The organism is Rhodococcus sp. 05-2254-5 (assembly GCF_002258575.1).
Lineage (GTDB): Bacteria > Actinomycetota > Actinomycetes > Mycobacteriales > Mycobacteriaceae > Rhodococcoides > Rhodococcoides fascians.
In genome coordinates this window covers 212,280-228,252 of record NZ_NOZG01000006.1, presented here as the reverse complement: position 1 = coordinate 228,252, position 15,973 = coordinate 212,280, and the positions used below count along the sequence as shown (strand labels likewise).

The 15,973-nt window shown below is 63.3% G+C and carries 25 protein-coding genes; 10 read left to right on the top strand and 15 right to left on the bottom strand.

The features are described from left to right. Window positions 1–25 precede the first annotated feature (25 nt). Complete coding sequence (locus CH278_RS05280) at window positions 26–496, bottom strand: nuclear transport factor 2 family protein (protein WP_032373380.1); 471 nt, start codon at window positions 494–496, stop codon at window positions 26–28. A 290-nt stretch (window positions 497–786) separates the two neighbouring features. On the opposite strand from CH278_RS05280, the gene CH278_RS05275 reads away from it, so the two are divergent. Both CH278_RS05275 and CH278_RS05270 read left to right on the top strand, forming a co-directional pair. Beyond that, window positions 787–1,332, top strand: a complete 546-nt coding sequence (locus CH278_RS05275) for a tetratricopeptide repeat protein (protein ID WP_057473166.1) — start codon at window positions 787–789, stop codon at window positions 1,330–1,332. Then, window positions 1,329–1,760: a PPOX class F420-dependent oxidoreductase gene (locus CH278_RS05270; RefSeq protein WP_094621328.1), complete on the top strand. Its 432-nt coding sequence runs from the start codon at window positions 1,329–1,331 to the stop codon at window positions 1,758–1,760. The genes CH278_RS05275 and CH278_RS05270 overlap by 4 nt, the downstream gene beginning before the upstream one ends. A gap of 94 nt (window positions 1,761–1,854) precedes the next feature. On the opposite strand, the gene CH278_RS05265 is transcribed toward CH278_RS05270, so the two are convergent. Next, entirely contained in the window at window positions 1,855–2,310 is a 456-nt protein-coding gene (locus tag CH278_RS05265) for a DUF3237 domain-containing protein (RefSeq protein WP_032371430.1), read from the bottom strand. 1 nt (window position 2,311) lies between these two features. Beyond that, the gene (locus tag CH278_RS05260) at window positions 2,312–2,830 is read right to left on the bottom strand and encodes a phenolic acid decarboxylase (RefSeq protein WP_218828678.1); all 519 of its coding nucleotides are present in this window, start codon (window positions 2,828–2,830) and stop codon (window positions 2,312–2,314) included. 60 nt (window positions 2,831–2,890) lie between these two features. On the opposite strand from CH278_RS05260, the gene CH278_RS05255 reads away from it, so the two are divergent. Continuing rightward, entirely contained in the window at window positions 2,891–3,334 is a 444-nt protein-coding gene (locus tag CH278_RS05255) for a MarR family winged helix-turn-helix transcriptional regulator (protein ID WP_032407772.1), read from the top strand. A 115-nt stretch (window positions 3,335–3,449) separates the two neighbouring features. On the opposite strand, the gene CH278_RS05250 is transcribed toward CH278_RS05255, so the two are convergent. From CH278_RS05250 to CH278_RS05240, 3 genes are all read right to left on the bottom strand, one after another. After that, window positions 3,450–3,845, bottom strand: a complete 396-nt coding sequence (locus CH278_RS05250) for a hypothetical protein (RefSeq protein ID WP_256991931.1) — start codon at window positions 3,843–3,845, stop codon at window positions 3,450–3,452. A gap of 216 nt (window positions 3,846–4,061) precedes the next feature. After that, window positions 4,062–4,931: an AraC family transcriptional regulator gene (locus CH278_RS05245; protein ID WP_032400912.1), complete on the bottom strand. Its 870-nt coding sequence runs from the start codon at window positions 4,929–4,931 to the stop codon at window positions 4,062–4,064. A gap of 89 nt (window positions 4,932–5,020) precedes the next feature. After that, window positions 5,021–5,890 carry a helix-turn-helix transcriptional regulator gene (locus CH278_RS05240; protein ID WP_027494947.1) on the bottom strand — a complete coding sequence of 290 codons (870 nt, stop codon included), beginning with the start codon at window positions 5,888–5,890 and terminating at the stop codon, window positions 5,021–5,023. Window positions 5,891–6,019: 129 nt separating this feature from the next. Here CH278_RS05240 and CH278_RS05235 point away from each other — a divergent pair, with 129 nt between their 5' ends. Continuing rightward, complete coding sequence (locus tag CH278_RS05235) at window positions 6,020–7,093, top strand: aldo/keto reductase (protein ID WP_094621325.1); 1,074 nt, start codon at window positions 6,020–6,022, stop codon at window positions 7,091–7,093. Between the two features lie 22 nt (window positions 7,094–7,115). On the opposite strand, the gene CH278_RS05230 is transcribed toward CH278_RS05235, so the two are convergent. After that, window positions 7,116–7,577: a GNAT family N-acetyltransferase gene (locus CH278_RS05230; protein WP_052074001.1), complete on the bottom strand. Its 462-nt coding sequence runs from the start codon at window positions 7,575–7,577 to the stop codon at window positions 7,116–7,118. Window positions 7,578–7,689: 112 nt separating this feature from the next. Here CH278_RS05230 and CH278_RS05225 point away from each other — a divergent pair, with 112 nt between their 5' ends. Next, window positions 7,690–8,415 (top strand): haloacid dehalogenase type II, encoded by a 726-nt coding sequence (locus CH278_RS05225; RefSeq protein WP_032371436.1) that lies wholly within the window; start codon window positions 7,690–7,692, stop codon window positions 8,413–8,415. Beyond that, window positions 8,408–8,644, top strand: a complete 237-nt coding sequence (locus CH278_RS05220) for a hypothetical protein (protein ID WP_032371437.1) — start codon at window positions 8,408–8,410, stop codon at window positions 8,642–8,644. The genes CH278_RS05225 and CH278_RS05220 overlap by 8 nt, the downstream gene beginning before the upstream one ends. A gap of 24 nt (window positions 8,645–8,668) precedes the next feature. On the opposite strand, the gene CH278_RS05215 is transcribed toward CH278_RS05220, so the two are convergent. Continuing rightward, window positions 8,669–9,118, bottom strand: coding sequence for a MarR family winged helix-turn-helix transcriptional regulator (locus CH278_RS05215; protein WP_094621324.1), 450 nt, complete (start codon window positions 9,116–9,118; stop codon window positions 8,669–8,671). A 67-nt stretch (window positions 9,119–9,185) separates the two neighbouring features. Here CH278_RS05215 and CH278_RS05210 point away from each other — a divergent pair, with 67 nt between their 5' ends. Continuing rightward, window positions 9,186–9,866, top strand: a complete 681-nt coding sequence (locus tag CH278_RS05210) for a hypothetical protein (protein ID WP_094621323.1) — start codon at window positions 9,186–9,188, stop codon at window positions 9,864–9,866. A gap of 6 nt (window positions 9,867–9,872) precedes the next feature. Here the strand turns inward: CH278_RS05210 and CH278_RS05205 are convergent, their stop codons facing one another. From CH278_RS05205 to CH278_RS05195, 3 genes are all read right to left on the bottom strand, one after another. Further along, window positions 9,873–10,085, bottom strand: a complete 213-nt coding sequence (locus CH278_RS05205; RefSeq protein ID WP_027494940.1) for a hypothetical protein — start codon at window positions 10,083–10,085, stop codon at window positions 9,873–9,875. Window positions 10,086–10,101: 16 nt separating this feature from the next. Continuing rightward, window positions 10,102–11,172: a phospho-N-acetylmuramoyl-pentapeptide-transferase gene (gene mraY / locus CH278_RS05200; protein ID WP_027494939.1), complete on the bottom strand. Its 1,071-nt coding sequence runs from the start codon at window positions 11,170–11,172 to the stop codon at window positions 10,102–10,104. Window positions 11,173–11,287: 115 nt separating this feature from the next. After that, window positions 11,288–12,112, bottom strand: a complete 825-nt coding sequence (locus CH278_RS05195; protein WP_230074833.1) for a helix-turn-helix transcriptional regulator — start codon at window positions 12,110–12,112, stop codon at window positions 11,288–11,290. A 67-nt stretch (window positions 12,113–12,179) separates the two neighbouring features. On the opposite strand from CH278_RS05195, the gene CH278_RS05190 reads away from it, so the two are divergent. Further along, window positions 12,180–12,557: a VOC family protein gene (locus tag CH278_RS05190; protein ID WP_032367582.1), complete on the top strand. Its 378-nt coding sequence runs from the start codon at window positions 12,180–12,182 to the stop codon at window positions 12,555–12,557. A 19-nt stretch (window positions 12,558–12,576) separates the two neighbouring features. Beyond that, the gene (locus CH278_RS05185; protein ID WP_027494936.1) at window positions 12,577–12,963 is read left to right on the top strand and encodes a VOC family protein; all 387 of its coding nucleotides are present in this window, start codon (window positions 12,577–12,579) and stop codon (window positions 12,961–12,963) included. Window positions 12,964–12,967: 4 nt separating this feature from the next. On the opposite strand, the gene CH278_RS05180 is transcribed toward CH278_RS05185, so the two are convergent. The 3 genes from CH278_RS05180 to CH278_RS05170 form a co-directional block, all read right to left on the bottom strand. Continuing rightward, window positions 12,968–13,360 carry a VOC family protein gene (locus CH278_RS05180; protein WP_027494935.1) on the bottom strand — a complete coding sequence of 131 codons (393 nt, stop codon included), beginning with the start codon at window positions 13,358–13,360 and terminating at the stop codon, window positions 12,968–12,970. Next, window positions 13,357–13,914 (bottom strand): DinB family protein, encoded by a 558-nt coding sequence (locus CH278_RS05175; protein WP_256993731.1) that lies wholly within the window; start codon window positions 13,912–13,914, stop codon window positions 13,357–13,359. The genes CH278_RS05180 and CH278_RS05175 overlap by 4 nt, the downstream gene beginning before the upstream one ends. An 86-nt stretch (window positions 13,915–14,000) precedes the next feature. Beyond that, window positions 14,001–14,618 (bottom strand): LysE/ArgO family amino acid transporter, encoded by a 618-nt coding sequence (locus CH278_RS05170; protein WP_094621348.1) that lies wholly within the window; start codon window positions 14,616–14,618, stop codon window positions 14,001–14,003. Between the two features lie 72 nt (window positions 14,619–14,690). Between CH278_RS05170 and CH278_RS05165 the strand changes: the two genes are divergently transcribed. Next, on the top strand, window positions 14,691–15,548 hold the full coding sequence (locus CH278_RS05165; RefSeq protein WP_027494932.1) for a LysR family transcriptional regulator ArgP: 858 nt from the start codon (window positions 14,691–14,693) through the stop codon (window positions 15,546–15,548). Window position 15,549: 1 nt separating this feature from the next. On the opposite strand, the gene CH278_RS05160 is transcribed toward CH278_RS05165, so the two are convergent. Next, the gene (locus CH278_RS05160) at window positions 15,550–15,954 is read right to left on the bottom strand and encodes a hypothetical protein (protein ID WP_027494931.1); all 405 of its coding nucleotides are present in this window, start codon (window positions 15,952–15,954) and stop codon (window positions 15,550–15,552) included. Window positions 15,955–15,973: the final 19 nt, after the last annotated feature.

Here is a 15,973-nt window from a genome sequence, read left to right as displayed (position 1 = left end):
GAACTGGGGGGAGGGGAGACCGAATCTAGAGTTGGCGCAATTTTCGCTCGAATGCGTCGATGCGTGCGGTGTCCTCGAAGAAGTCCTCTTGCGAGACGATCTTGCCCCAGCTGGTGCGGACAAGGAGCACCGTTCGGTTGCTGTACAACTCGGTGCCGTCGGCTGCGTGTGCTTGGTCGTCGAAGCGGACGAGGAGGGTCATGCGCCAGGGGGCTCCGCCGCTGTAGATTTCCGTGACCTGTCCGCGGATGCCGGCGGCGACGAAGTCCTGGAAGAACTTTTCGATTGCCGGTCGTCCGCGGTGGGTGCCCGACCATCGGCTGTCACCGTCGGCGAATTTGAGCACCGCGTCTCGGTGGAACGACGAGAGCAGTGGGCGATAGTTTCCGTTGTTGAGCGCCTCGATGTCTCGCTGCAGCTTGAGGGTCAGCACTCGCATCAGCAGAAGCTTGCATGCGAAGGCCGTCGAGATGCCGGCCAGAAATCTCAGTTGCATGGCTATACGTTTGCTTACCGTTCACCGACGTGTCAATCGAGTGGGACGTTTCGAGACCCGGCTTCACCCAGGTCGGTGGTGGTGCTGTTCACCATCTTTTCGAGTTCGCAGCCCGGCCGATACCGTCGATGACGACTCACACCGATCGTGTACTTCGCTTCGGTTCAGAGAGCATCACAGAGTGAAGGTTCCAAGCGTAGGCATGCTCTGCAAGGATGGACTGGTGAGGGGACGAACGTGAGCGCATATCGTTCGTCGGTCGCTGTCCGGCCGAATCCCGGGGGGCCCAGATGGACTCCATAGCTGCGTTCTGGTGCCACGCAGATGACGGCGAGCCTGCTCTGATGCGGTCGGAGATGAATCAGTTGCTCTCGGCGACAAGGCTTTCCCGAGCAAGGGCCCTGTTCGAACGTGCGTCGCTCGAGGATTTTCTGGGCGAAGAATCGGCTGCGATTCCGTTGTACGAGGCGGCGCTGTCGAGTGGGCTCGATTCCGTGCACGAGAGCAAGGCCAGAATTCAGCTCGCCAGTTCGCTGCGTAATGTCGGGCGACTCGAGGACGCGTCGCGTGTGCTGAAAGACTTCGAGTTTTCCGACGAATTCTCTTCTGCGCGAGATGCATTCATGGCCTTGATCTTGTGGGATCTGGGCGATGGTGCTGGCGCGCTGAGGGCGGCTCTGCAGGCAGCGAAGCCTGCGCTGGGCACATACCGTCGCGCAATCGGAACGTATGCGGACGACCTCCGTACCGACAGGCCGAGGAACAACGGCACCGACGACCGTGTTGCCCACCATGATCGTGCCAGTTCGCTCGACGACCCCGAGGTGAAGCCATGACCAGCGGAGCATTCGATCCACACGACCTCCTCGAGCGCAGCCGACTCGGCGTACTCGCCACGATAAAAGCGAGCGGCCTGCCGCAACTGTCCCCGGTGACGCCGTTCTACGATCGCACCCAGCGAACAATCAAGATTTCGGTCACCGAAGGACGAGCGAAGACGGCGAATTTACGCCGAGACCCGCGCGCTGCACTCGAAGTGGCCAGCGCCGACGGCAAGGCCTGGGCAACAGCAGAAGGATCCGTCACCCTCACTGGACCGGGCGCGAACCCGAACAGCCCCGAAATCGATGCGCTGGTCGACTACTACCGCGCCGCCGCCGGAGAGCACCCCGACTGGAACGAATACCGCGCCGCGATGGCCGCGGATCGCCGAGTTCTGGTGACCATCGCCGTCGACCACGTCTATGGCGAAAGCCTCACCTGATCGCCTAGGCAGTCCACTCGATGTGCCATTGACCCCCGAAAAGGCCACTGAATGTGCCATTGAGTGCACTGGGGTCGGTGCACATCCGCCTCTGTCATGTGAGTTGGTAGACGTCCAGTTCGACGGAATTCGGTAAACGTTCACCGGTGGCCACGAAGAGTGTCCCGTTCATCCAGCTGAGGGAGTCGGCGGACGTCGACAGTCGGGGAAGGGTGCGGAAGTAGATTCGGTCGGCGGGAACCTGCTCGCCGCGAGTCAATGCGTCGATGTCCTGTTCGCTGCCGGTGCGAACCCCGACGTTGTGGACCGAGATCCGTTCGCCTGTGTCGGTCTCGAGTGCATATCGGGCGTCGAGTTCGGTGACAGTGGCCGATCTGAGGACCTGGTGGTCGGCGCCGCCGGCCAGGACGCGTCCTCGTATCACCGGCCCGTCGACGGTCCCACCGAGGATCGGCACGAGGCGTCGATGTCCGTCGCTGACCTGGCCGAGATCGATGGGCTCCCCGACCGTGACGGACAAGTGCGCGACGAACGTCAGATCGGGGCGCACGTCAGTTCGTTCGGTCCGCGAAGCCGTCGGGAAGATCGCCAGGTGCGACGGACACGATGGTCTCGTCGTCGGCTCCGGCGTTCTCGAAGAGCGTGATCGTGGCGAACTCGGGGACGACATAGATGGGGTAGGTCGGTCCGGCGTCGCGGTACGCACGCATTTCGTCGAGGTGATCGTTCTGGTAGAGGACCGTTTTGGTTCCGTCCAATTCGATCCACTGCGGGAAGAAGATGGTTCCGTGCAGACGACGCTTGCCTGGGATGACGTTGACGACGACCGAGGTTCCGGTGGGCTCGTTCCATGAGATCTTGTAGACGTCGTCGTCGAGCTGGACGAGATCGACTTCCTGGTCCTTGACCCAGCGTCCGCCGACCATGCCGGTGTGAATTCGGTAGTCGATCGTGGTCGCGTTCTTGACATACATCTCGTACTGCCAGCTGTTGGCGTACGTGTAGATGAAGCGATGCCCGACGATGCCGCTCAGATCTTGGCTGGGGATGGGGTTCTCGACTGTGGTCATGGTCTTCATTTTGTCACAAAACTATGTTTGCGGCAAAACTATCTGTGCGATCATCGACGTATGGACTCCACCGCAACGGAATTGGGCCGACAGCTGGGGCCCCTGCGGCGATCACTGCTCCGGGCGACGCGGGATGTCGCGCAGTTGCCCGACATCGCCGACTCGCACATCGAGGTGATGCGAGCCCTCGCAGCAGAACCGTCCATGAGTCCGGGACGCCTTGCCACCCGCCTCAACCTGGCCCGATCCACCGTGAGCAACCTGATCAGAGCGATGGTCGACGCCGGCCTGGTGGAAAGATCGATCACCGCCGGTGACCTTCGAGGGGCGACACTCACCGCATCGCCGAAAGCTGTGAAGCTCCTCGCCGAATACGACGCGGCGAGCTCCCGAGTACTCGCGGACGCACTGGACGAACTGAGTCGACACAACCGCGAAGCCATCGCGGCAGCTCTGCCGGCCTTGGCGGAAATCACGAGCATCCTCTCCCGCCGCAGCTCCTGATTCTCGGCGGTGCGCCCGCACCCATGCAGTCCACTCGATGTGCCATTGACCCCCGAGAAGGCCACCGAATGTCACATTGAGTACCGGGATGTCGTGCTAATGCTCCCTGTTTCGATCAGCGACGCGTGTTGATGTCGAGGACAAGCCGAGGAGTGCGCATCTGACCGACTGTCGACCACCAGCGGTGTGCGGGATACGACAGTCGAACCACGAAGTAGTTGACGAATTCGACAACGGCGAACAGCCACACGACGAGCAGTGCGACGCCAATTCCGGCGCTCGACGGGAACCATACGACGACACCGATGAGCCCAACCGCCAACAGTGGGACGTTTGCGACTCGACATACGCGATAGAACGCGCGAATGACCGGTGGCATCGGGTTGAGTTCGACCCAGGATCGCGCCATCAACCAGTAGATTCCCGCCTGCACGAGGACGGCGAGCAACGGGGTGAGAGCAGACCACATGGCCAGTGAGTCCTTTCTGCCGTCGAGCCGTGGTTCTGCCATGGTGAGCGCAATCGAAGCAAACACCGCTGAGGCGCATAGCTCACCCAGGCCGAGCGACAGATACCGTCGCCGCAACTCGTTCCGGCGACTACTGGACATCACGCCAGATTAGTCATGAGTTGGCACCGACACCCGCCCCCACAGTCCACTGGATGTGCCATTGACCCCCAAAAAGGCCACTCAATGTCACATTGAGTGACCAGGGCGGGCGGGAAGTCATTGGTTGCGGGCAACCGGGATCCAGAGTTCTCCGGCTCCCGATGACCAGTCGGGGGTGTTCTCGGTGACGGTCAGAATTTCCGGGCCGGGGGTGATGTGGAAGGGGTGGGAGGGGAACCACTCGCTGAATGCGTCGGCCCAGAGTTGTTGTAGTGCTGGGGCGAGTGCGGTGTCGCTGCGTGTTTCGAAGACCGCCCATGTCGATGCGGGGACGCTGAGGGAGTTCAGGTCGGCCGGTATGGGGGCTGTGGTGGCGACGGCGAAGTAGTAGTCGAAGAGACTGCCGTCGGTTCGGTCGGCCTCGAAGCCATCGCTGACGAAGAGGATGTGGGGGAGTTCGGGCAGGTCGGCGTGTCGGCGGAGTTGTTCGCCGAATCCGGTGGGCAAGGTCTGGTGGAACTGGGTCATGGCGGTGTTCTCGCCGTGGAATGTGAGGGGGATTCGCGTCGATTTGCCGATGATGTGGAATGCGGGCAGTTCGGTGATGCGGTAGTCCATGGTGCTCTTTCCTTCGATGGTCAGGTGAAATGCCAGTGGTGGTCTGGAGCGGAGGGTGGTCCCTGGCTTGCGGGCGTGGGATGGTGTGACCCCGTGCATGTCTCGGAATGCGCGAGTGAATGCGTCGCCGCTGTAGCCGTATTTGGTCGCGACGTCGAGCACCCCGACGCCGGCGAGAATGTCTGTGGCTGCCAACGACATTCGTCGTTGTCGGATGTACGCCGACAGTGGGATTCCGGCCAGTGCGGAGAACACGCGTCGAAAGTGATAATCGGACGTGAGGGTGATGCGAGCGAGCTGTGCCGGGTCGATGTCGTGATCGAGGTTGTCCTCGATGTAATCGAGTGCTGCATTCCATCGTTCGAGCATGTGCCGGTGGCCTTTCCTTCGTTCTGGTGACAACGATAGGGAGGCGCAGGCACGGTTGGCTCGACTTTTCGAGCCCGGCTGGGTCGGGTTCAGATGGTGCGCAGATGCCGTCCGCGTCGCCGAGCACGGAGGCGACCGAGTTCGGCCAACGCGGCATGCGATTGTGCGTCGGCCGGGCGATAGACGATCAATCGAAGATCCGGGTCGCCGAGTGGAGTGAGGACGTCGAACGTCACGGTCACCGGGCCGACGAGCGGGTGCCGCATCGGCTTGTCTCCCCGGCTTCGTATCGATACTTCTCGTGATTGCCAGTATCGCGAGAATTCGGCACTGCCGTGTTGGAGTTCGTCGATCAGCAGGGCAAGGTGAGTGTCGTGCGAGTGGTCGACCCACGCGGCACGCAAATCGGCGACGGCACCGCGGACGACGTCGTCGCGTGACTCGTAGAAGCCATCGAATGATGTGTCCAAGAAGCACATTCGGAGGACATTACGACTCTCGGCGGGCCGTTCGTCTATGTCGAGCAGCAGGGCGGCCATGGTTTCGTTGATGGCCAGGATGTCGAGTCTGTAATCGAGGACCATGGCAGGCAGGGGCTCGACGTCGTGTACCAACTGGGCGATTCCGTCGGGAATCTTTCGGTCGGTGGGCCGTTCGGGTGCACGATGCCCCGCCAACGTGAACAGGTAGCCCGTCTGGTCGCCGGACAACTTCAAGGCCCTCGACAGTGACCCCACCACCTGGGCGGACGGTCGGATATCACGGGCCTGCTCGAGCCGCACGAGATAGTCGACGCTGACACCGGCGAGCGCGGCGACCTCCTCGCGCCTGAGTCCGGGGGTCCGGGAGGCCCCGATCCGTGGCGGCAGACCGACGTCGGACGGAACGAGCGCTTCACGTCGAGACCGCAGGAAGGCCGCCAGTTCTCGGCGGGCCATCTCCGGTGGCGTCGTGGTCATTCCACACAGCGTAGGTCAATTCGGACCACTCAGCCTGGTATCGCGCGTCCCAGGATGACCATGACCTTCCCGCTTCTCGACCGGACCGGCACTGTGAGCCGGACGGATCGATCGAGAAGGAGACACACGATGACACGGATGGACGACTATCGACTCCTGGGACGCTCGGGACTGCGCGTGGCACCGTTTTCGTTGGGGGCCATGACATTCGGGGACGCCTGGGGGTGGGGAGCCGACAAGCAGGAGTCGAAACGCATCTTCGACGCTTATCTGGACCTCGGAGGCAACATGATCGATACCGCGAACATCTACACCGACGGTCAATCGGAGCGGTATCTGGGGGAATTTCTCGATGGTCGTCGAGACTCGGTTGTCGTATCGACCAAATATGCGGCGACGCGCGATCCGGCGGACCCGAATGCGGGCGGCGGCGGGAGAAAGAGCCTGCGCGGTTCGGTCGAGGCCAGTTTGCAGAACCTGGGCACCGACTACATCGATCTGATGTACCTGCACGCATGGGACGGTGTGACGCCGAGCGACGAGATCATGGCCGCCCTAGGTGACTTGGTGCAATCGGGAAAAGTTCTCTACCTCGGCATTTCGGATACCCCGGCCTGGGAGGTCGCGCGAATGCAGACCCTTGCGCAGCTACGCGGATGGCCACCGCTGTCCGCACTTCAGGTCGAGTACAGCCTGATCGAGCGCACTACCGAACGCGAGTTGTTACCGATGGCAGCAGATCTGGGTCTCGGTGTGGTTCCGTGGTCACCCCTCGGCGGGGGTGTGTTGACGGGTAAGTACACCGCTGCCGACCTCGAAGGGGCGAGCTCGAATTCACCGGCGGGCAGTCGGCGCGATCACGCGAGGTCGAACCAAACACTGACCGAACGTGGTTTGCGCACAGCCGACGTCGTCGTCGAGGTGGCAGAAGAGTTGGGTGCGACTCCGGCCCAGGTGGCGTTGGCATGGACGCTGCTGCATCCCGCCGTCGTCAGTTCGTTGGTCGGTGTGCGGACGGCAGAACAGTTGCGGCACAACATCGGTGCCCTCGATGTCGTCTTCGACGAGTCGCAGTTGATGCGGCTGCATTCGGTCAGCGCCATCGACATGGGGTTTCCGCACGAATTCCTGGCGCGTCCGATGGTCCGCGGGGTCACGAGCGGGCGGACGTCGGTGCGCCCACGCCCACTGCGGACCTGGTGATCGGACCTGGTGAGCAGTCGAATCAGGACGACGGTGATCGACGATAGGTCAACGGATCACCGTCGTGCACGACCGTGAAACGTGCCTTCTCCAGCACTCGTTGCGACGCGGCATTGCCGCGTGCGACTGTCGCAACCGACGCGAGGTTGCCCACGGTCTCGCGGGCCTGGCCCAGCATCCGTCCTGCGCAGCCGCGTCCCCAGTGCTCTGGATGCACCCAGTAGCCCACCTCGACGTGATCGGCGCGACGGATGAGGCTCAGCAGTCCGACCGGTACCGCGTCTTCGACGCCGATCGACCACATCGGCAGGTCGGGTGTATCGAGGTCCGTCGTCGCCAGTGCGCGGTTGAATCGACCATCGAAACAGGTTCTTGTCCAGGGTTTTCCGTCGCCCACCCACCGCATGACTGTGGCGTCCGAGGCCATCGAGTACAGGAATTCGGCATCCGTGGCGGCTGCCGGCCGTAGCCGGGTCGACGTCACAACCGCCGACCATCGATCGGTCGAGGGTCGGCCAACCGCAGTACGATGCACATGACCTGCAGACGATAGAGGCATCCGGATCCGACCGCCACCGAATACCCAAGGGAGCCCGATGAACCTGGCCGACTACGACGTCTTGAGCTTCGATTGCTATGGAACGTTGATCGATTGGGAGTCGGGGATCGGCGACGTGCTCGGCGCATGGGCTGCGGATGCAGGATCGCCGATGTCCGAAGACGAATTGCTCGCCGCCTATGCCCCCAACGAAGCACAGGCGCAGCAGGATTCACCGTCGATGCTCTATCCCGACATCCTGGCCGACGCATTCGGACGAACAGGCGACGCGCTCGGTATTCCGGTCACCCCGGAATGGTCAGGCAGACTCGCCGGTTCCGTTCCGGACTGGCCGGCCTTTCCGGACTCGGCGGACGCACTGGTATCACTCGCCGAGCACTACAAGCTGGTGATTCTGTCCAACGTGCACCGCGCGGGTTTTGCCGGTAGCAACCGTCGGCTCGGCGTTGAATTCGATGCCATCGTCACAGCCGAGGATGTGCACGCATACAAGCCGGCGGACAACCATTTCGATGCGCTCGACGCGATCCTCGACGACTTCGGTGTGCCCAAATCACGTCTCCTGCACGTGGCACAGAGTCTGTTCCACGATCACGTCCCGGCGCGGCGTCACGGCCTTGCGTCGGTGTGGATCGATCGCAGACACGATCGGCCAGGGTGGGGCGCAACACCGGAGCCGAACGGCGACTACGGTTTTGCGGTGCAGTTCCCGAGCATGGCAGAGTTCGCCGACGCAGCCCGCGGGACGCACGGCAATGCGTAGGTTGAGCACCCTGGTCGGGTTGTGTCTCGGATTGATCGGTTCGCTCGGATACTTGCTGTGGGAGATCAGGCCGCGACGGGTCAACTACGCGTTCGTCGTGGACAGTTCGAGTTACATCCGCTCGTTGGGAATCACCTACACAACGGCGTTCGTTGTCTTCGGCCTACCCATCCTCGGCGCTGTTCTCGGCCTCGTTGTCGGTGTTCTGTTCACCAGAAAGCGACGCTGACGCTGTCGTTTCCGGGCGACTGCCCTACCAGTGCCATGCGTCGCCGCCGACGTTCTCGATGGTTCGTTGCAGGACGCGGATGGTGGTCGCGAAGTCGTCCTGACTGATTCCCTGCATGCGTTCGTCCTGCAGCATTCGTTGAATGTCCACGCCGCGGGCAAATCGTTTCTGACCTTCTGGTGTGAACTTCAGGCGTGAATCGGATTCGATGATCAAACCCTTGTCGGTAGCGGAGCCGATTGCCTCGACGATCGCGGCAGGGGTGTCGTTGTGTCCGATCGTGTCGATCGTCCTCGCTCGATCGGCACCAGCGGGATGCAGTGAAATCTGATGCAGGAGCCACCATTCGGCCTGGGTGATGCCGATGTCGCGGAGCGCTCCGCGTGTTCGAGCGCGGACGGCCTCCCCGGCGCGGACGGTCCAGAAGCCGATGGGTTGCTTCTCGGGTGGTTGCATGGGGCGCTGTGTCGTCATGCATCGAACGGTAGAACCTGAACAATGCTCAAGGTCAAGAGACCGACTGGCCGGTAGAGTCTCGCGCGTGGACAGACCATCCGGCAAAGAGCTCGTCGCAGTGCTCGGGGGCGTCGGCGCGGCCACAGGGGCTGCGGCCGCAGTGGTGTGGCACGTTGCGATCACCGAACCGCCGGACACTCCTGGGACGGCACATCTGCGACCGAGCTGGTTCCCCGTGTCGCTGTACCTCGTTGCCGCCGGAGTGGCTCTGGCTCTGGTGGTGGCGTGGTTTCTCGTCGATTCCGGAATGCGCGTCGTCAGAGACCGTCAGTACAGTTCCGCCCACCTGTTCACGTTGCTGATCGTCGTCGGTGCCGCGCTGGGAGCGGGCAGCGCCTTCGCGTGGACCCACTGGCCGCCGCAGCGGTCGGAGGCGGACACCGCGGCTCCATTGCTCCCCACGTTGATGTTCGTGGACTCGGGTGACGAGCCAACGACTCCAGCATCCGACTACGGCTGGACTTCGATGGACATTCACACTGCAGACACGTACTTCTCGGACACGTATGTATCGGACCTGTACAGCACCGATACGTCGTACATCTCTCGCGGTGAGCCGGAGTCGACCTTCACCCCGATCATCGGCAGTCCGTGGACGGTGTTTCCCGTCGGCGGTGTTGTCCTTGCAGCGGTTGCAGCATGGACGTTGTCGCTGAGGGATTTTCGGTTGACTGCGGTGTCGCGATCGGACCCGGATGCGCTCTAGCGAGCCCTACTCGTCCGTGCGCAGTTCGTCGACCAACGTGAACAGCCTGCCCAGGTAGTCGCTGTGAAAGACCTCGGTGGCGCGGATCTTTGCGTTTCCGTCGAGTCCGAACTGAAGGTTGACGAGTTCGACTCCGATGGCGACGCGTCGAGCATCGAGGGTCTCGAGTTCGGCGGCGAGAGCATCGACCTTGGCCAGCGGAGACAGTTCGTCGGTCATATCGGAATCGTAGAGGTCAGCCGACGGCTGCGAGGAACTCGCTGTAGAACAATCCGAGCCCCAGCGCCGACGCGATGGCCGCGAACAGCCACAGTCGGATGATGACCGTTGTTTCCGCCCAGCCACCCAACTCGAAGTGATGGTGGATCGGTGCCATCCGGAACGGCCGCTTGCCGGTGGACTTGAAGGACGCGACCTGGATGACCACCGACGCGCTCTCGGCGACGAAAAGGGCTCCGAAGACAACCGCGATCAGCTCGGTCTTGCTGACGACGGACAGGCCGGCGAGCAGACCACCGAGTGCCAGGGAGCCGGTGTCGCCCATGAAGATCTTGGCCGGTGCCGCGTTCCACCACAGGAATCCGATGCACGCTCCCGCGGCCGCCGCGCACACGACAGCGAGGTCGAGGGGATCACGCACTTGGTAGCACCCGGCCACCGAATTGGTGGCGCACGATTGCCGGTACTGCCAGAACGTCATCACCGTGTAGGCGCCGAGGACGAGGGTCATCGAGCCCGCCGCCAACCCGTCGAGCCCGTCGGTGAGGTTGACGGCATTGGACCAGGCAACGACGAGAAACACACAGAACAGCACGAAGACGATCGGAGCCATCGTGAAGAACGTCGACTGACGCACCAGTGACAGTTCGACGTTGCCCGGCGTCAGCCCGTTGCCGTTGCGAAACTGCAGAGCCAGAACCGCGAAGATCACCGCGGCACTGATCTGCCCGACGTATTTTCCGGTGGCTTTGAGGCCGAGGCTTCGCTTCATCCGGAGCTTGATGTAGTCGTCGAGGAAACCGACGATGCCGAGGGCGGTCGCGAGACCGAGGATCAACAGCGCCGATGCCGACGGCCCGTCGCCTCCCATCGCCACGAGGTGGGAACCGAGGTAACCGGCCCACAGACCCACGATGATCGCGACGCCGCCCATCGTCGGCGTTCCTCGCTTGGCTTGGTGGCTCGCCGGGCCTTCGACGCGAATCTCCTGGCCGAAGCCCTGCCGGGTGAACAGCGCGATGAGAAATGGCGTCAACAGAATCGAGACCGCCAATGCGATTCCACCGGCGACGAGAATGTTGATCATGCGTTGAAGCCCACTCTTCCTCTGTGCTGCGGTTGCCCACCGGGTGCTACCGAGCACCGCGGGATACTGTGCCAAACGAATCGGCAAAAGTCGCATTGCGTGACGAAGGTGTTACTCACAGTTGATACGTACCGGGAGACACACCGACCAGTTCGGTGAACTCGCGGGTGAAATGCGCCTGGTCGAACCATCCGTACCGCGCGGCCAGTTCCGCCAGCGACCCGCTGTATCCGTTGTCGAGATCACTGAGGGCGTCGTGAATCCGATATCGGCCCAGAACCCACTTGGGCGTCGCACCGACATAACGCTCGAACAACCGCTGTAGCCGACGAGTCCCGATGCCACATCTGTCCTCCACCTGGCCGACGCGTATCAGCGTCCGATCACCGAGCATCGTGCCGATGACATCCAAGACGATCTCGTACTCCGGCTCGACATCGTGGGCGTAGGGCTCGAGAACCGCGTCGACGACGGTTCGGCAGTGGTCGGCATCGTGCTGTGAGTCCAGTCGCGTCAACGCGGCGACGGTCTCCAGCCGGAACGGGGTGGGCGGAGCTACTGGGACGTCTCGCAGAGTTCGGGCCACGGTTCCGGTGAAGCTCGCGTAGCCGCCGGGTCGGAACTTGACGCCGAACACCCACCCGGAATCGGCGAGTTCGACGTCGAACCGTCGGGTCAGCACTCCGGTCACGACCACCGGCTCGGTGACGCCGGCGCGGGTCCAGCCGTGCTCGACGCTGAGCGTGCATGCCGGGTGGGGCAGGGTCGAGCTGCGATACGAGATGCCCGACGGCAGATCCCACCGAAGTTGCCAGTAGTTCTCGACCCACGGTTCCAACGACGCCGCACACGGCAGCCGGACCAGGTCGACATACTGCGCCAGCTGATCCGGCCGCAGGACACCGGCGTGGGTGGCTGTCGCATTTTTCCTATCCGGCACGGGCGTCAGTGTAGGAGTCTGGTCCGACACCTTCGAGAAACGATCGACGCTGTCGAGGAGAAACACCATGAACGATGCACCCGTGGCAACCCTGAAGATGGTCACGCTGGACTGCGGAGATCCCGAGGCCAGCGCGACGTTCTGGTCTGCGCTACTCGGCTGGACCGTCGTCCACGCGGAGAAGGATTACGCGATGCTGCAGGGGCCCTCCAGCGCGCTCGGATTCGGACGCGTGGAGAATTATCAGCGGCCGGAGTGGCCGAACACGAAGGGCAGCAAACAGTTTCACTTCGATCTCGCGGTCGACGATCTGGATGCGGCCGCGAAAGCCGCAGTGCAGTTGGGGGCAACTGTGCCCGACGAGCAACCGGGTGAGACCTGGCGTGTGCTGTTGGATCCGGCCGGGCATCCGTTCTGCCTGACAAATGCCGCGAACTGGGGCTGACGTGGCTACCCTTGTCCGGGTGAAACCACGTCTGGCAGGAATCGAAATCGTCGTCGCCGATATGGCAGTTGCATTGGCGTTCTACCGCGTTCTGGGACTGGACATTCCGGCCGAGGCCGATGCCGAGCAACATGTGGAGGTCGACCTCGGTGGGGTTCGGTTGTTGTTCGACCTACCCTCGACGATCACCTCGTTCGATCCGACGTGGACCGCGCCCAGCGGAGGCCACCGCGTCGCGCTGGCATTCGACTGCGGCACGGCCGCCGGAGTCGATGCCGCGTGGGCCGCAGTGACCGACGCGGGGTACACAGGGCACCTGCAGCCGTGGGATGCGTTCTGGGGGCAGCGTTATGCCGTCGTGCACGATCCCGACGGCACCACCGTCGATCTGTACGCGAACGTGTGACCGGTCAGCTCACCGGAGCGATGATCTGAATCAGGTTGCCGCAGGTGTCGTCGAACACGGCGGTGATCACCGGGCCCATCTCGGTGGGCTCCTGAGTGAACCTGACACCCAGTCCGACAAGCCGATCGTGTTCGGCTGCAACGTCTTCGACGGCGAACTGGGTGAACGGAATGCCGTCGGTGAACAGTGCCGTCTTGAACGGGCCGGTTGCCGGATGGCCGCTGGGCTCGAGCAGTAGCTCGGTGCCCTCCGGCTCCTGAGGAGATACGACCGTGAGCCAGCGATCTGTTCCGCCCATGGGAATGTCGTGCTTGACCACGAAGCCCAGTACGTCGGTGTAGAACGCCAGTGCCTTGTCTTGATCGTCGACGAACACACTGGTGATGTTGATTCTCATTGCGGCCCCTCGCCTGTGGGCCCGCCGGTCAGTTCGACGGCGACGTCGAGGTGGCCGAGATGGCGGGCGTATTCCTGCAGTACATGAAAGCAGATCCAGATCAGGGTGGGCTGTTCTTCGGTGAATCGTCCACCCAGGGTGGCCACGTCGTCCATGCGATGAGACCGCAGCACCTGCTCGGTCAGTCGAGCGCCGTCGTCGAGGCGCGCGAGCAATGCCGCCGCCGGCACGTCGGTCGGCACATGCCAGGATCCGTCCTTCTTGTCCCCCCACGGATCGTCGACGGCGCGCCCGAGGAACCCCCAGACGAACCAGCGCTGTTCCATGTACACAAGATGGATGAGCATCTCGAGGGGAGTCCACTGCGACGGCACAGCCGACGTGGCCAGCGCGTCGTCACTCAACGCGGCGATCCGCCGGGCGAGCTCACCGCGGTAGAAGCGGAGGTACTCGACGAACAGGTCGGCGGGATCGGACAAGGAGGACTCGGGCTCCGGGAACGTCGTCAGCTGTGCCATGGGTCCTTCGTATCGGGTGGTGGGCTGCGTGTCCATTCTGTGGATGCGAAATCGGGATGAGGGCCGCGATCGAGAATTGTGGACACTCAGCTCACTGCTCGCGCTCCGTCGGTGCGGCAGACTCAGCCGAACAACAGCAGCGCGGCCAGGGTGAGCATCATGATTCCGATACCGAGATCGAGGACCCGCCACGCCGTCGGCCGCGCGAACAGGGGCCTGAGCACGCGCGATCCGTATCCGAGAGCGGTGAACCAGAGCACGCTGCCCAGCACGGCACCGAGGGCGAACCACCACCGAAGCTCGCCCGGCTGCCGGTTACCGATGGACCCGAGAAATACGACGGTATCGAGGTAGACGTGCGGGTTGAGCCACGTCAACGCGAGACACGTTGCGACAGCGGCGATCAGCGAGCCCCCACCGCCGCCGTCGGTGGTCATCGCCGCTGGGGTGCGGGCGCGGTTCAGCGCCATCACTCCGTAGACGAAGAGGAACAGCGCTCCGAGCACGGTGACGACGCGTAACGCCAGCGGAAACCGGTCCACGAGGACGCCGATGCCCGCCACCCCGGCGACGATCAGCACGGCGTCGGACAGCGCGCACACCGCAACCACCGGGAACACATGGGTGCGTTGCAGGCCCTTGCGCAGGACGAACGCGTTCTGCGCACCGATGGCGACGATAAGGGACAGGCCGACTCCCAATCCGGTCAACGTCGATTGTGCTGCGGCAAGCGAGGTCATGCTGTTCACGCTAGGAGGCGACCAGCATTAGAGCCAGCGAATGTTTTTCACCATCGGTAAGTGTAACTTCATATTGTGGAGATCGAGCAGCTCAGAGCGCTGACAGCAGTAGTCGACGGTGGAACTTTCGAGGCTGCCGCACGTGCATTGCATGTGACCCCGTCGGCAGTAAGCCAGAGAATCAAGTCGCTCGAAGCGTCGTTGGGGCGCACCCTGGTGCAGCGGACGAAACCGGTGGTGGCCACCCAGTCGGGTGCCGCGGTACTACGCCTGGCTCGTCAGATCGATACGCTCACGGATCAGACGAGGGCCGAGCTCAACGACGACGGCGTCTCGGCCCCCATTTCGATTGCCGTCAATGCCGATTCGATGGCGACGTGGGTGCTGCCTGCGCTCGCGCCACTCGCCGGTACGACGACCTTCGATCTGCATCGTCAGGACCAGGACCGCACGGCCCAGCTCCTGCACGACGGAATCGTCTCTGCTGCAATCACATCGGTGTCCGAACCGGTCCGTGGGTGTACCGTCCGATCCCTCGGCGCCATGCGCTACCGGCCGTCGGCAACCGAAAAGTTCATCGAGCGATGGTTCGGTGCCGGCACGACGATCGAGGCACTGAGCACCGCACCGGTGGTGGTGTTCGATGCCGACGACCGATTGCAGGACAACTACTTACGGCACCGAGGCGTCGATTCGCATACTCCGCCCCGTCACCTCGTCCCGGCGTCCTCGGACTACGCCCGGGCGGTGGAACTCGGCTTCGGCTGGGGAATGATCCCGGACCTCCAGGACTGTGACTCGCTGACGTGCTTCGACGCCGACGGCATCGAAGACGTTCAGCTGTACTGGCAGCAGTGGTCGCTGTCGTCGCCTGCACTGCAGCGAGCGGCCGACGCCGTCGCAGCCGCGGCAGCGACCGTGCTGCGGTGAGTCACGCCGGACTGTCGTTCGGAACGATGTCGGGCTGCCCATCGCCGACGGGATCGAGAATCGCCGCCGCGCGGGCACCCCACCGCTCGTGCGCCGATTGACGAGACATGCCGACCGCCTGGCCGATGATCGCCCACGTCGCACCCTGAACGCGCAGCACCACAACGGTTTCGATGCCGTCGAGCCCCGCCGCCAGTTGCACACGAAGACTCAACAGATGCCACGCGAGGCTCCGTCGTGCAGGCAGGTCGGTCGACTGCTCTGCCTCCCATTCCGGTGTGCCCGGCAGTGGGCCGGTGCCGATGATCTCGTCGGCAATGCGACCGGCCTCGGTGGCTGCGGCCGTCACGACCGCCCGTGTTGCCGCAGTGATGTCGGCCTCGGCGGCCAGCTCGATCGGATCCATGATCCACCTCCTGTGTCAG